At 47.4% G+C, this 13,774-nt stretch carries 12 protein-coding genes; 8 read left to right on the top strand and 4 right to left on the bottom strand.

All coding sequences use genetic code 11. From position 1 onward, the window contains the following. Positions 1 to 35: 35 nt before the first annotated feature. Both HP548_RS32805 and HP548_RS32800 read right to left on the bottom strand, forming a co-directional pair. Positions 36 to 323 (bottom strand): hypothetical protein, encoded by a 288-nt coding sequence (locus HP548_RS32805; RefSeq protein WP_076289792.1) that lies wholly within the window; start codon positions 321 to 323, stop codon positions 36 to 38. Between the two features lie 102 nt (positions 324 to 425). Then, a complete protein-coding gene (locus HP548_RS32800) occupies positions 426 to 773 on the bottom strand; it encodes a YlbF family regulator (RefSeq protein ID WP_076289793.1) in 348 nt (115 codons plus the stop codon). 280 nt (positions 774 to 1,053) lie between these two features. On the opposite strand from HP548_RS32800, the gene HP548_RS32795 reads away from it, so the two are divergent. The 5 genes from HP548_RS32795 to HP548_RS32775 all read left to right on the top strand — a co-directional run bounded on the left by HP548_RS32795 (position 1,054) and on the right by HP548_RS32775 (position 7,415). Next, entirely contained in the window at positions 1,054 to 2,421 is a 1,368-nt protein-coding gene (locus tag HP548_RS32795) for a YheC/YheD family endospore coat-associated protein (protein ID WP_099854736.1), read from the top strand. Positions 2,422 to 2,451: 30 nt separating this feature from the next. Beyond that, positions 2,452 to 3,642: a YheC/YheD family endospore coat-associated protein gene (locus tag HP548_RS32790; protein ID WP_175383983.1), complete on the top strand. Its 1,191-nt coding sequence runs from the start codon at positions 2,452 to 2,454 to the stop codon at positions 3,640 to 3,642. Positions 3,643 to 3,703: 61 nt separating this feature from the next. Next, positions 3,704 to 5,077 carry a YheC/YheD family endospore coat-associated protein gene (locus tag HP548_RS32785; RefSeq protein ID WP_064639328.1) on the top strand — a complete coding sequence of 458 codons (1,374 nt, stop codon included), beginning with the start codon at positions 3,704 to 3,706 and terminating at the stop codon, positions 5,075 to 5,077. After that, a complete protein-coding gene (locus tag HP548_RS32780; RefSeq protein ID WP_076289796.1) occupies positions 5,077 to 6,183 on the top strand; it encodes a YheC/YheD family endospore coat-associated protein in 1,107 nt (368 codons plus the stop codon). The genes HP548_RS32785 and HP548_RS32780 overlap by 1 nt, the downstream gene beginning before the upstream one ends. A 35-nt stretch (positions 6,184 to 6,218) precedes the next feature. Beyond that, positions 6,219 to 7,415, top strand: coding sequence for a YheC/YheD family endospore coat-associated protein (locus HP548_RS32775; RefSeq protein ID WP_076289797.1), 1,197 nt, complete (start codon positions 6,219 to 6,221; stop codon positions 7,413 to 7,415). A 92-nt stretch (positions 7,416 to 7,507) separates the two neighbouring features. Here the strand turns inward: HP548_RS32775 and HP548_RS32770 are convergent, their stop codons facing one another. Next, a complete protein-coding gene (locus HP548_RS32770; protein WP_076290130.1) occupies positions 7,508 to 8,194 on the bottom strand; it encodes an HAD hydrolase-like protein in 687 nt (228 codons plus the stop codon). A 286-nt stretch (positions 8,195 to 8,480) separates the two neighbouring features. Here HP548_RS32770 and HP548_RS32765 point away from each other — a divergent pair, with 286 nt between their 5' ends. Beyond that, entirely contained in the window at positions 8,481 to 10,199 is a 1,719-nt protein-coding gene (locus tag HP548_RS32765; protein WP_175383982.1) for a methyl-accepting chemotaxis protein, read from the top strand. A 122-nt stretch (positions 10,200 to 10,321) separates the two neighbouring features. Here HP548_RS32765 and HP548_RS32760 read toward each other — a convergent pair whose 3' ends face one another. Then, positions 10,322 to 11,293: a Gfo/Idh/MocA family protein gene (locus HP548_RS32760; protein WP_175383981.1), complete on the bottom strand. Its 972-nt coding sequence runs from the start codon at positions 11,291 to 11,293 to the stop codon at positions 10,322 to 10,324. 407 nt (positions 11,294 to 11,700) lie between these two features. Between HP548_RS32760 and HP548_RS32755 the strand changes: the two genes are divergently transcribed. Beyond that, positions 11,701 to 13,332, top strand: a complete 1,632-nt coding sequence (locus HP548_RS32755) for a thiamine pyrophosphate-binding protein (RefSeq protein WP_175383980.1) — start codon at positions 11,701 to 11,703, stop codon at positions 13,330 to 13,332. 12 nt (positions 13,333 to 13,344) lie between these two features. Further along, entirely contained in the window at positions 13,345 to 13,713 is a 369-nt protein-coding gene (locus tag HP548_RS32750; protein WP_076289801.1) for a carboxymuconolactone decarboxylase family protein, read from the top strand. Positions 13,714 to 13,774: the final 61 nt, after the last annotated feature.

Here is a 13,774-nt window from a genome sequence, read left to right as displayed (position 1 = left end):
CCATCTCTATCACCATGTCATCTGTGTTCCAAACCTTATACAGATTTGCTCTGCTCCTGCTTGTCCACCAGTTTCATCTCCCACTGCCGCAACTTCGCTCGCCGAACAGCTTCCAGTGCACGCTTCTTCTCTTCATCCACACCGAGAATAAAATGTAGATGTGCACCAATGATTAATAAGGAGAACAGCACCCATACGATGCCAAAAATATTAACCCAGTCCATTCCCCCAGCAAAGGAAATCCGCGGCAACGCAATGACTAGCATCGACAACGCGATAAGCAGATAGATCACATGTTTTGCTTTCTTCAACCTTTTCACCATTCACAGCTCCTTCGTTCTTGATCGACTCTATATGTCTAGTCTATGAACGATAAGGAGCTAATATGAGAGGTTCAGGCAAAAAAACGGGACAAGGTTTTCGGTTTAGGCTTCAGCGCCACCGTACAGATGACCCAGGCTGTCTGCAATAATTTTGTTCACGTCTTCGATAATAACACTCAGGCGACGTTCAGCGTCAAACAGACGACGGATATTCAGGTTCAGGCTCAGTACCTCAAACAGTTTCTCCATTTTCTCCATTTCGTCCGGTGCAGGCATATCCCCACTCATCATACGTTGTTGCAATTCCATCTGTTGATCACGGAAATTATCCAGCATAGCCTTTGCTTCCGGGTCTGCTTCAATCAGCTTCATCGCAGAAGTAATTTCTTCCACCTCGCTGCTTTCTCTCAGTGCTTTGGCCAAATCATTGGCTTTGTCATAAATGTTCACTATAATTCCTCCTCAAATTGGGTTGTTCTTCTGTTATCCATTCGTATTCATTCGCATTCTCATCGCAACGTTCACCCGTGTTAATACACGTATTTCACTTCCGTCAAACAAAGATTGCGGAAACATGCCATCCATTACCTATCGGGCATCAAATGCATTTAATCCAAATGGGTCAATCACCAAGGGTTATATGTCCTCATATGATGAAGCACATGCCATGTTCAGATGCCGTTCAACTTCGAGATCAGACATCAAGTTGCCGCCCGGAAGGAGATCCGTGATGTCCACTAAAAAAGTAACGATTCAGGTTACCGGCTCGGGCATCCTGCAGGACGACGTCATCATGCTGGGCGAAGGGGTGCTCAAAGCACTTAAAATCCCTTCAGGCCGACCGCTTCAGTTACAATTCGGCTCTTTCCGCCGTGAGGTCACTGTCATCCCTGTTCCTAGGTATGACGGTCTGCGCATCAATCAGACGGTAGCCAGCAAGACCGGCCTTGTTCCCCGTTCGGTCCTGAGGATATCTTATCGTTCAGCCAGCCGCACGCTGCGCCTCGGACCTTACATCAGTGTATTAGTTAGCCAGGATTACCCCGATCAGCCCGATCGGCCCTTTGGCTCCATCACGATGTTCTGTCAAGAACTGGTGAACGCCTGCCGGAAGCAGGGCGCCTATGTATCCTTTTTCACACCGGAGGATATTGGAGCGGTAACGGGTTATATGAAAGGCTGGGTGTATGATGACGGCTGGAAAAAGACCGTTCTGCCTATAGCAGACGTCGTCAATAACCGGCTGACGTCCCGTAAGCTTGAGAACAAACCTAGCGTACAGCATTTTATGAAAGAAGTAAAATCGCTCTACGGTACACAAACCTTCAATGAAAAGTTTCTGGACAAAAATGAAGTATTCGATGCCTTGAAGTCCATTTCAACACTGAAGAAAGTGCTACCCGAATCCCATTTGCTCAAAGCTTCCGCCACACTCAAAACGATGTGCAATCGATATCCGGTTGTCTTTCTGAAACCGGTTCGTGGGTCGCTTGGCAAAGGTATCATCCGGGTCTCCCGTCAAAGCGACGGCAGCTTCCTCACCCTCGCTACAAGCGTTGGGGGTACCCGAAAACAAACGTATGCTTCACTGGATAAACTGTATGCCAGTCTGTCCGGGAAAATGAAAACAACGCGCTACCAGATCCAACAGGGTCTTTCCCTGATTGATAACAGCGGCAGACCCGTAGACTTCCGTGCGCTTGTGCAAAAAAACCGTACGGGCAAATGGAGTGTCACTTCCATCGTCGCACGTATTGCAGGCGGCAGTCACTATGTATCCAACTTGGCACGAGGTGGAAGTCTCAGCACCGTCAAGGAAGCTGTAGCCAAAACCCAATTGTCCGGATCAGCCAAAGCTTCTGCTTATGCAGGATTGCATACGGCGGCGCTGGATATCGCCAAAGGCATTGAAGGTGCCATCCCCGCTCATTTCGGCGAACTCGGCATCGATTTGGCCTTGGACACCAATGGAAGGGTCTGGCTTCTTGAAGTGAACTCCAAACCATCCAAGAACGATAACACGCCACTTAGCGAGAGTAAAATCCGGCCTTCGGTCAAAGCGATGCTGGAATACTCCACCTATCTGGCCGGATTCTGAAGAGTCATCCATTAGAGGAGGTGCAGCGGAATGTTCCTGCAACATCAGACAAACACAGTTGCTATCCTGGTTCGGGCAACAGAAGGCTCGCCTCCTTTCGTAGATGAACTCTTCTGTCGTCGTCTCAGTTTGGAAAGCCATCGTTACGGCCTAAATATCATTGTGCTGGCCGTATCGAATAACCCTAGCGTGTCTCGTCTCACGCAGGGCTATGTATTCGACAGAGGTGAATGGAACATCGTGCCTCTTCCTGCTGTAGACCTGATCATGGACCGCTGTCTACTGCCACTTCCCAGAACATTCAAACAACAGCTTCAGCAGCTAGCATCCTCAGGAAACGGACACCCTGCCCGTTACTGGTCTGCTTCTTTACCTGGTAAATGGAAGGTATATCGCGCCTTGTCTACTGATATAAGACTTCGTGCTCTTCTTGCGCCTACGACACTTCTTAAGTCGGATACCCTATGGGAGCAATGGCTGGAGCGCTGGCCGAAAGGTATTTTCTTTAAACCTGTATCGGGCACCCATGGTAAGGATACGTTTCGCCTCTATCGTGAAGATCGCCACACCTCCTGGATTATGGAGGGCAGAAATACTCGCAATGAATTGATACACCGTACATTTGAGCATCGCCAGGATGTCTCTGCCTGGCTGGATTCACACAAGGCCAGTAAAAAGATGATCTTACAGCCTTACCTGGAACTAAGTCATCATGAACGACCGTTCGACATTAGGGCCTTGGTGCAAAAAAATGGGCGAGGACACTGGTCTCTAACCGGATGTATGGTACGGGAAGGACCGGCTGGCTCACTCACTTCCAATTTGCATGGAGGGGGAAAAGCATACCCCGTGCATCCTTATCTACTGGAACGATATGGGAGCAAGCAATCCAACGCTCTGCTCGAGACGATCAGGCAGGCTGCTGCCCGCATCCCTACCCTGTTGGAGGGCCGATTTGGCAGACTGGCCGAACTGGGCCTTGATTTTGGAGCAGATGTTGATGGTCGCCTTTGGCTGCTTGAAGTGAACTCCAGGCCGGGACGCTCCTCATTCGCAGAGGCGGGTGACCCCCGTATGCACAGTCTGACCTACGCCCGGCCGCTTGCCTATGCCCGTTATTTGCTGCAACAACATGTTCTCACGGACGTGAAGCGTACAACGAAAATGCCGAATACATCCAGCACAGCTGGCCTGAAACCCATCCCGATTCACGGCGGTTGAGGCACGCAGCGCCCCGCTTGCCATGGAGCCGAAGGATCTTTTCAGGATAGGAGGATAAATCATGAGTTTGACCTTTTGCAATCTGCATTTCACACAGCAGCCGGATAAAGTGGTTTATGTATCCAACGCATTAATGAAAAGCCTAAATCTATCCGGCAAAAAAACGATTCATCTGCGGTTTGGCCGTGACCGGGTGCCCGCAACCATCAAACCAATCAAAAAGGCTGGCAAACATCTTTATCTCGCTTCGGGTATACGTAATCTGATGAACGTTCCGAAACGGGGCAGCATCTACCTCCGCAACTTGCAGAACGATGAAGTCCAGTTGGGTCCACTGATCGGCGTGCTGTCTGACGGACCTTCGTCTGGCTCCAACCCGTTTGGTTCCCGTACCGGTTTTATCAAACAACTGCTCCGAGAAGGCAGCCGTAAATCCTATATTTATGCGTTCACTCCAAGAGATATCAACTGGCAGAACGAAACAGTGTCCGGTTTTTTCCTTAACGACAATGGAAGCTTCAGCCGCAAAACCGTACCTCTGCCCGATGTCGTGTATAACCGATTACCCAGCCGTCGCTCTGACTTCTCACCGGCGATCAACCAGCTGCGGGAGCGATTTATCCGACGCAAGATCCCTTTCTTCAATTGGAGTTTCTTCAACAAGTCAGATATTTATAAACTGCTGGAGAACGACCCGGCGGCAGGACGTTATATTCCTGAATCCATCACCAACCCGACGGTAGAACAGATGAAAGAAATGCTGGAACGCCATCAGTTTGTCTATTACAAACCAACAGCAGGAAGTCTGGGCAACGGGATCTATCGATTGACCTATTCGCCCAAACGTGGATATTTCGCCCGTTATCGTAAAAAAGGCGGCAACGCCCTGCTTCGTTTTGGTTCATTCAACAGCCTGATGCGCATGCTTCAAGGCAGACACGGCAAACAACTTCGCGGTTATGTCGTTCAACAGGGTATCCGGCTCATTGAGATTGACGAATGTCCGATTGATTTTCGTTTTCACATGCATAAAAATGGAAACAACCAATGGGTCGTCGTTGGCATCGGCGCCAAAAAAGCTGGTCGCGGCAGTGTAACCACCCATATTAAAAACGGCGGCTCCCTGATGACACCCGAGCAGGCTCTCAAGCGGAACTTTGGTGACCGCTCTGGAGAAGTGCTTCAGCATGCCAAATCTGTCGCAATAACACTGGCCCAGGCGATTGAAACCCAGCACCAGCATCTAATTGGTGAGATTGGCTTTGATCTGGGCATTGATCAGGAGGAACATGTATGGATGTTCGAAGCGAACGCCAAACCCGGCCGCTCCATTTTCCGTCACCCTTCGCTGCGGCTGGAAGGAAAATCATCGGTGGAGCACATCCTGGAACATTGCCTGTATTTGAGCAAATTCCGGAAGAAAGACGGCATTTGATGAGCTTGCAGGATGATTTTAGACCCGTTATTGCTGTCTTGACCATGCATGATGATCGTCGGATGTTCAGAGGAAACCAGCAAAACTTCTTAGATATTGTACAAACGGGCGAAAATATGGGATATGTGGTGTACGTCGTGACTGTACGAGATTTAAATGTGAGCGGCCCCACTGTGAAAGGGTACACGTACAACAATGGGATTGGGAGATGGACTTCACAGTCCTTCCCCCTTCCCCATGTACTCTACAATCGGATTCCCAATCGGGAAGATGAACGCAAACCTTCAGTACAGCGAAAAATTGAAGAGTGCATGCATTCCGGAATCGAACTATACAACCCGTTTTTCTTCAATAAATGGAATTTGTTCGAATGGCTCAAGAAATCCAAGTCTACCCAGCAGCTGATTCCCTATACTCGCCGAATGCGAACAGCAACCGCTTTGGGGACGGTCCTTCGATCGTATCCTTATCTGTATCTGAAACCAGAAAGCGGCAAAGCCGGCAAAGGAATCATGATGCTCAAGTTTCAGGAAAAAGAACGTCTCCCTTACCGGCTTAAAATACAGAGTACCCGAAAAAGCACAACGTACAAAGCCGCTACCCTTTCCAAATTATGGGCAAGAATTCGTAAGGAGACCGGACACACGCCTTATATCATGCAACAGGGTATTGAGCTGGCTTCGTCCCGGAAGCGTCCATTCGATCTACGTGTACTTGTGCAGAAAAACGGTAAAGGACAGTGGAGCGTAACAGGGGTCGGGGCCCGGCTCGCCGGCTCTCGAAGCATTACGACCCATGTGCCGCGTGGCGGTAGTGTAGAGGACCCTGAAAAGCTGCTTACCGACCTTTTCGGAGAAGAAATGTCGAATACATTGATGAAGCGGGTGAAATCCACTTCATTGTTGATCGCGCGTCAAGTGGAACGAGGTTCAGGGCATACGCTTGGTGAAATGTCCATGGACCTGGGCATTGACGATCTGGGCGAGATCTGGTTCTTTGAAGCGAATGCGAAGCCGATGAAGTTCGATGAACCGCAGATTCGACGCAGGTCATTGGAACGCATTTTTCAGTACAGCGCCTACCTTGCCCGCCAATCGAAACGATGATGAACAGGAATAACAGCAAAAGAAGGTGATTGTTTGTGTCCTCACCTGTTCTGGGCATTATGACGTTGTACTTAAATGAACATCGCGCTCTGGAAGAACGGAGCATATACCGCAGAATGATCCTTGAAGGGCGCAAGCGGGGACTCGATATCTATGTGTTCACACCTGCCGATGTACACTCAGGAGGCAAACAGATTGAGGCTATGGTCTTTCATTCGGAAAAAGGCTGGTCCCGGGAATGGCGTTCATTCCCGGACATGATCTTCGATCGCTGCCGTATACAGCGCAATCGCAGATTCCAGCAACTGCTTGCCTTTCGGGAAAAGTATGGACATCTGCTTTTTCTAAACCGTCCTCTGCGCAATAAATGGACCATTCATCAAACGCTCTCGGCCAAATCAGCCTTCCGTGAACATCTGCCAGATACCGTTCTGTTTCAGGATATGTCCGATGTGAATCGTATGCTGAAAGCCTCCTCCCTCATCTATCTGAAACCCATCAATGGAACCGGAGGGCGCGGAATTCTTCGCATCGAACGCAGTGGCAGCGAGGCCAATACGGTTCTTGTACAGGGACGGGACCAGAAGCGACGGATCATCACCCCACGTAAAGTCCATCTGTCACGCTTGGGTTCACTGCTACAGCATTGGAATATGAAAGATAAATACCTCGTTCAACAGGGCATTCAGCTTCAGCTTCCGAATGGCCGGGTTCATGATTATCGAATGCTGGTCCAGAAGAATGGTGAAGGGCAGTGGGAATTAACTGGATGCGCTGGACGTATGGGTGCGGAGAAAAGTGTTACCTCTAATCTGCATGGCGGTGGCCAGGCCATTGCGATGCACAAATTGATGAAACAGTGGATTACTGATGAGAAGGAACGGGCTGAGATCAACACCACTGCCGAGAAATTCGGGATTGACGTTGCTTCATTTCTGGAGAGTACCTATGGCACCTTGTGTGAGTTGGCTCTGGATCTGGCGATTGACAAGAGTGGACGTATCTATCTGCTCGAAGTGAATCCAAAACCTGCACGTGAAGTATTTGCCCGCATTGGAGAGAAAGATACTTATTCCAAGGCAATCACTCAACCACTGGAGTACGCTCTATGGGTGTACCACAACCATCCAAGTGCGAATCGTCCCCCTCGTGGCGTAAAGGTAACCAAACCAGTCAAACGCGTAAAAGGTAAGTCTGCCACCCTCAAAAGGACCAGAAGATCCCGGTTATGACCGTCAGACTTCATTAGTAGTGAACCAACTTCTCCTTGAACCAAAAAAATGACCATCCAACATCCGAATGGATTTAGGGTGGTCATTTTTTTCTATTCTGCTTCCCGATATAAACGAAGCAGTTCCGTAAAATCAGAGATTAGTACATCTGATCCTGCAAGTTCTTCATCTCGTCCGAACCCTGCATAAGCACAGCCGATGACGGTCTGTTTGTTCATTTTACCTGCTTCCACATCCGAAGAGCGGTCCCCGACCATCCATGCATCCTGAATCCGATGCTTCTCAAGCAGAATCTGAACCAAGTTAACTTTGGAAGGGGTCTTGTACTGTCCTGCACTATAAACACCTTCAAAGAGCGGCATGATCTCATGGGCAAAGGCCACACCTTTAACATAGTCCTCCAGCCCGTTGCTGGCGACAAACAACCGCACACCTTGTTCTTTCAGTGCTTCCAGCGTCTCTTTTACATGTGGGTACAGCTGCGAGCTTCCCCCATCCAGCCCTTCAATCTCCAACTGAAGCAGCAGTTCATCTGCACGTCGATGGGCCGCAACTGAAGCTTCAGGCATAACCACTTTCCATATATCTTCTAGCAACATCCCCAGGCTTCCCAGCATTCGTTCTTCAGGAGGAGTCTCTCCCTCAAAATGCCCTTCAGCCCGCAATGTATCAAACAACTGATGATAGGCTGGCAACAACAGTGTTTCCGTCTGAAACAAAGTACCATCCATATCAAAAATCATTGCTTCCGGTTTACGTAATACCGTCTCTTTTGTCATGTCCAATGTTCCTTTCGGATTGGGATATGTATTCGGAATCGTTCCCCTTCCATGATAAACATAAACGTTTGGCAGTGTAAACCGTGCAATGTAAAACATCTGTGTCATCAACGTTATACAAAATCTACAAACATTATACTTAAATTAAACAAACTATATACAATTTAACTTTCATTAAGTATAATACTGAAAATAGTTCTTTAGACACCACATCCAAAGAACTAAAATAGCTCTCATCCAAGTTTTTTCGACAAATACATATACCCCAAGGAGAGGCATAACAAACATGAAAAAGCACAGAACCTTCAAAATTTTTTATAAGATTGGTTTGGGCTATTTGCTCGTACTTGCTGTTTTGGCGGGTTGCATTCTTTTGATCCAGAACAGTACCAGCAAACTTCAAAGCGAATTGGATTTTCTCGTGGATCACGATATGAATGTACACGCCCTGACTTATGAGATTGAAAAGAATATGGTCGATATGGAAACAGGCCAACGAGGCTACGTTATTACAGGGCAGGAAAATTATCTTGATCCGTATACCCATGGAAAAGAACAGATGGTTGTACTTAAGGATCAACTTGCTACTTTGATCTCGGACAACCCCTCACAGTTGAAGCTGTTGGAAGATATACATAAGACCATGGAACACTGGATTCAAATCGCAGGAGAACCGGTTGTTACGCTGCGCCAGGCCAATGACCTACCTTCGATCCGACAATTTTTCACAACAGATCCCGGTAAACAGGATATGGACCAAATTCGGCAATCTCTGATTACATTCCGTACCAATGAACTGGCTCTGACTGAAACCCGTACAGAAGAACTGAAACAGAAAAACAAGGTGCTCAACTGGGAGTTGTACGGAGCATTGGTCCTTGTTGCCTTAATCTCAGTCATCGCTGCCTTAGTCCTGTCCCGGTCCATTGTAAGAAACATCCGTGCAGTTACACATGCACTGAATGATATCGGCTCCTCCAATGGTGATCTGACCTTGCGAATTGCTACTCCGATGAAAGACGAGACACGAGATTTGGCTGAAGCTGCCAATACCATGCTCTTGGGTCTGCAACAAATGATGCTCGACATTCAAAGTAATGCCACCATTCTGAGCACAGCCTCTGATCGACTGGATAAAGGCGTTTCTGACAATCACATCGCAGGAAAAGAAGTGGCCACTGCCATGGAGCGAGTCGCTGAGGGTGCTGATGAACAAGTTGCCCTTACCCAGACCATGGTCGCTGCCATGGAACAATCGCTCATCGGACTTAATCGAGTAGCGGCTTCAACTGCTGACGTGGCTGAACGTGCCGTGCGCACCGAATCCATTGCCGTTGATGGACAACAGCGTATCGATAATGCCGTAGGGAAAATAACGTTCATTGAACAATCCTTCTTGTCAGTGCAGGAAGCGATTAATGAAATCTCCGAAATGTCTGATCAAGTTATTAACATTGCCGATTCCATGTCAGGGATCGCAAGACAAACGAATCTGCTCGCTCTCAATGCAGGAATTGAAGCTGCTCGTGCGGGGGAACATGGACGTGGATTTGCTGTCGTTGCCTCTGAAATCCGTAATCTGGCCGATCAAAGTGCCACATCAGCGAAAGAAATTACAAGCATATTGGAAACCGTTGTTTCCGGAGTCCAAAACACAGCGCAGGTTGTGGACGAAAGTACACTCCATGTCAACGAAGGATTACGGACGATTGAAGATGCAGGGCATGCATTCACAAATATTACCCAGCATATTCATGATCTCAGCAGTGAAGTTCAGGACGTATCCGCTGTTGTAGAACAACTGACATCCGGCAGTGAAACGGTGATGAAGTCCATTAACGAAGTATCCGCCGTAGTTGAAGATACTGCATCAGCGACGGAAGAGGTATCCGCTATGACCGAAGAACAACTTGCTTCTCTACAGGAAATGACAGACACCTCAAAGCAGTTAAACGAAATGTCCGATGCGCTTGATCAACTGGTTAACCGATTCAAATTGTCTTGATCTTATGGATAGATCCAGATAACACAAAGAAGCAGGTCCCTACTTTACAGGGATCTGCTTCTTTTATTCAAAAAGAAAGAACATTTAACACGAACCCTCTTCTAGCTCAGTACCTTATTGGATCAGGATTGATCCGAATTACGCAGCGCTTCAAGGACAAGCTGTGCATGATAACCATCGTTGAAATCGTATATTTGGGCAGGTTGGCTTTGAATACGGGCGATGACGTGTTTAAGTACAGGCAATTGGCTTAAGGATTCATTAACTTCGACGGGAACAAGTGGCTCTCCGATGCGTCCATTCCATAGTTGATCCCAGTTTTCCAAGGCAATTGTTCCTTCAGTACCGTAGACCACCATAGATACACGCTCTTCACCTGCAAAATGAGCAATCCCATTTAACTGGATTCGGGTTCCATCCTCCAGCTCCATCGCAGCCTGAACCTCATGTTCACATTCAACTGTATTTTGAGGAAATTGAACCTGACTATTAATCACGCGTATAGCACCAAACACTTTTTGGATCATATGAATCCAGTGAATCCCCACTTCAAGAATAAATCCGCCCTGCTCGCGGCTGGTAATCCAGGTATTTTGCTGCCACGCTCGAGGCCACTGAGGGAATTGCAGGATCAGATCAATTTTGCGAATCTCGCCAATCGTTTCCTGACGAATCAACTCTTGCAGCTTCAATACTGATGGTTCATGCGGCATGGAGAAATGGATTGCATGTACTACACCGGCCTTCTCGGCTGCCTTCAGCATTGCTCTGGCTTCCTCCACGCTGTTTGCCAGTGGTTTCTCACAGAATACATGAATCTTGCGCTTTAGTGCCTCCATAACGACGGCATAGTGATATTTAGGCGGGACCGCAATGTACAGCAGATCAACCGCATGTGTGTCTAGTAATTGCTTGAAATCCGTATACGTCTTCGTCTCTGGATGAGAGGAAGCAAACGAGGTCAAATTTTCCTCACTGGCATCGCATACCGCTACAATCTCTACTTTTTCGGATAGTTCTACCTGTGTTGCCTGATGTATCATATGTAATCCCATTTTGCCCAGCCCAATTACAGCCATTTTTATCATTGTCATTCAACTCACTCCCATCGAATTTCAGTATAACAGAAAGCTTAACATTGCCAATCTTTGCACGGATGCGAAATGAAAAGCATATGATCTTCATTGGATACATATAAAACAAATCCATCATATTCTACTTTATATTACATTTTATTCTATAAATCTTGTTCATAGGTAAATTGTTGCAGGAATATATAACCAATTTATTTTCTCTTATAGGGTAAGACATTAAGCGCTTCCAACCTAAGAATCAGGAACTTATACTCATAAAATCGGTTGACAAAAAACCACAAAAAAAGCTACTCTTCCTATTAACAAGGATTTATTTCCTTTTACAACCTTAGACAACGACATACATCCCAAAAATGGAACTTGACCTGTGGGTCCAAAAACCTATTTTGTGAAGCGAGGTGTCCCGCATGAGAACAGTTGCGGACTATTTGGCAGAAGCTCTGCGTAATTTAGGCGTTACTCATGTCTTTGGTATTATCGGAAAATCTATATGTCCTGCTGTCCTGAAAATGGTTGATTACGGTTTGGAATTCATTCCAGGTCGCCATGAGTCCAGTTCAGGCTTTGCCGCATCGGGCTATGCCCTCCAAACAGGAAAACTGGGTGTGGCCTTCGCCACTTCTGGTCCAGGCGGAACCAACTTACTCACCGCTGCTGCCCATGCAAAGGCCAATAATTTGCCCGTCCTGTTTATTACAGGTCATCAATCCATTCAGGAATTGGGGCTTCCGCAATGTCAGGACTCCTCTTCCTACTTGGCTGATTTGGCGGAAATGTTTCGTCCTGCCACCCTGTTCAGCAAGCTCGTGGAGCGCGGTGATCATTTCAGCACCATATTGAATCACGCCCTTTCCATTGCACTCGGTCCCAACAAAGGTCCGGTCCATCTCTGTCTTCCGTTTGATGTACAAACTGAACAGCTCGCTGATTTCCGGGTGGTCATCCCGGAGCCAGAACCCCTGATTAGCGTATCCAACCTGAATCGTATCCTTCCCTTACTTCAACAGTCCAGTCATCCTTTAATTATTGCAGGCAAAGGTGTCAGCCGCGCCAGAGCCCATGATGAATTGCTCCATTTTGCTGAACATTTCAATATTCCTGTCATTACTTCTCCAGGAGGAAAAGGTGCCATTGCCTGGGATCATCCCCTATATCATGGGCCCTGCGGTGTTGGCGGCTTCCCTCATGCAGATGAACTGCTGAATCAAAGTGATCTTTATATCGTACTCGGTTCACGTCTGAGTGATATGACAATCTGTAATTTGAAACCTGCAAACCACCCTGCACATCTGATTCAATTCGATGCTGATCCTACATTCGTTGGTAAAATACTTAACGCTCAAACCTTACATATCACCGGCGACCTGAAGGACAACCTGCAGTTTTTGCTAGGCACACTGACAGAACGTCCTGTTGTTCCAAGAGAAACGACCACTGTGGATTACACCGTACCTCTCCCGGATCTGCCGCATCTGTCCTTGGCTTCCATCTTGGAAGAAATGAGTGAACTGCTTCCATTTGATCATAAGCTGTTTGTGGATGATGGCAGTCATGGTTTTCATGCGGTTCAACGATATAAAGTCAAGAAACCCGGCAGCTTTGTGTTTGACGCCTACTTTGCCTGCATGGGCAATGCCATAGGCATGGCTATTGGGGCCAAGACTGCCGCACCGGAAGAAACCATTGTATGCATTACAGGTGACGGATGCTTTATGATGCTTGGAACCGAGATTAACACCGCTGTATGCAACAATCTGCCGGTCATCTTCATCGTTGTAAACAATAAACAGCTGGATATGGCACTGAAAGGCATGGAAAAAACAACAGGTCGAATTGATGGCACTTTATTTGAGGTTCCCTTGGATGCGACAAAGTTTGCCGAGTCGCTCGGTGCTGTTGCTTTTCGGGCAGAAACACGAGCTGAATTCATCTCAGCTCTCCAAACCGCACAGCAACTGAACCAAGTTACTGTCATTGAGCTTCTTACCGATCGCGACGAGATCCCACCCACGGCTCACCGTACCGTGACTTTGAATTAGGAGGAACATAGCATGAGTGAACAAGTGACTCAAGGATTGGAGCGTTTTGCAAAGCTTTCCGGTGAATATGGTGCAAAAGCACTGGCACCGATTAAGGATCAGTTCCCTGAGCTCGCCGAGTTTATTATGGGAACAGCTTACGGGGATATTTTTCAGCGTACAACCATCACCGATCAATGGAAGGAAGTTGCGATTATCTCCTCACTGATCTCACAGGGGCAGTATGAGCAGTTGGGGGTTCATTATACGATGGCGCTAAGTGTCGGTGTAACCGTGGATCAGCTCAAAGGAATTTTGCTGCATCTGGCACCTTGTGTTGGCGCCCCACGAATCATCAGTGCTTTTAATATATTGCTCACTACACTGGATGAAATCCAATAATTCACTCTTCTACATTTTTATACACGATTCGACTTTTTTATTGATCTTATTACATCTCTAC

Source organism: Paenibacillus taichungensis, assembly GCF_013359905.1.
Classification (GTDB): domain Bacteria; phylum Bacillota; class Bacilli; order Paenibacillales; family Paenibacillaceae; genus Paenibacillus; species Paenibacillus taichungensis.
The sequence above is the reverse complement of the archived record's forward strand: the minus strand, read 5'-3'. Positions and strand labels throughout refer to the sequence as shown.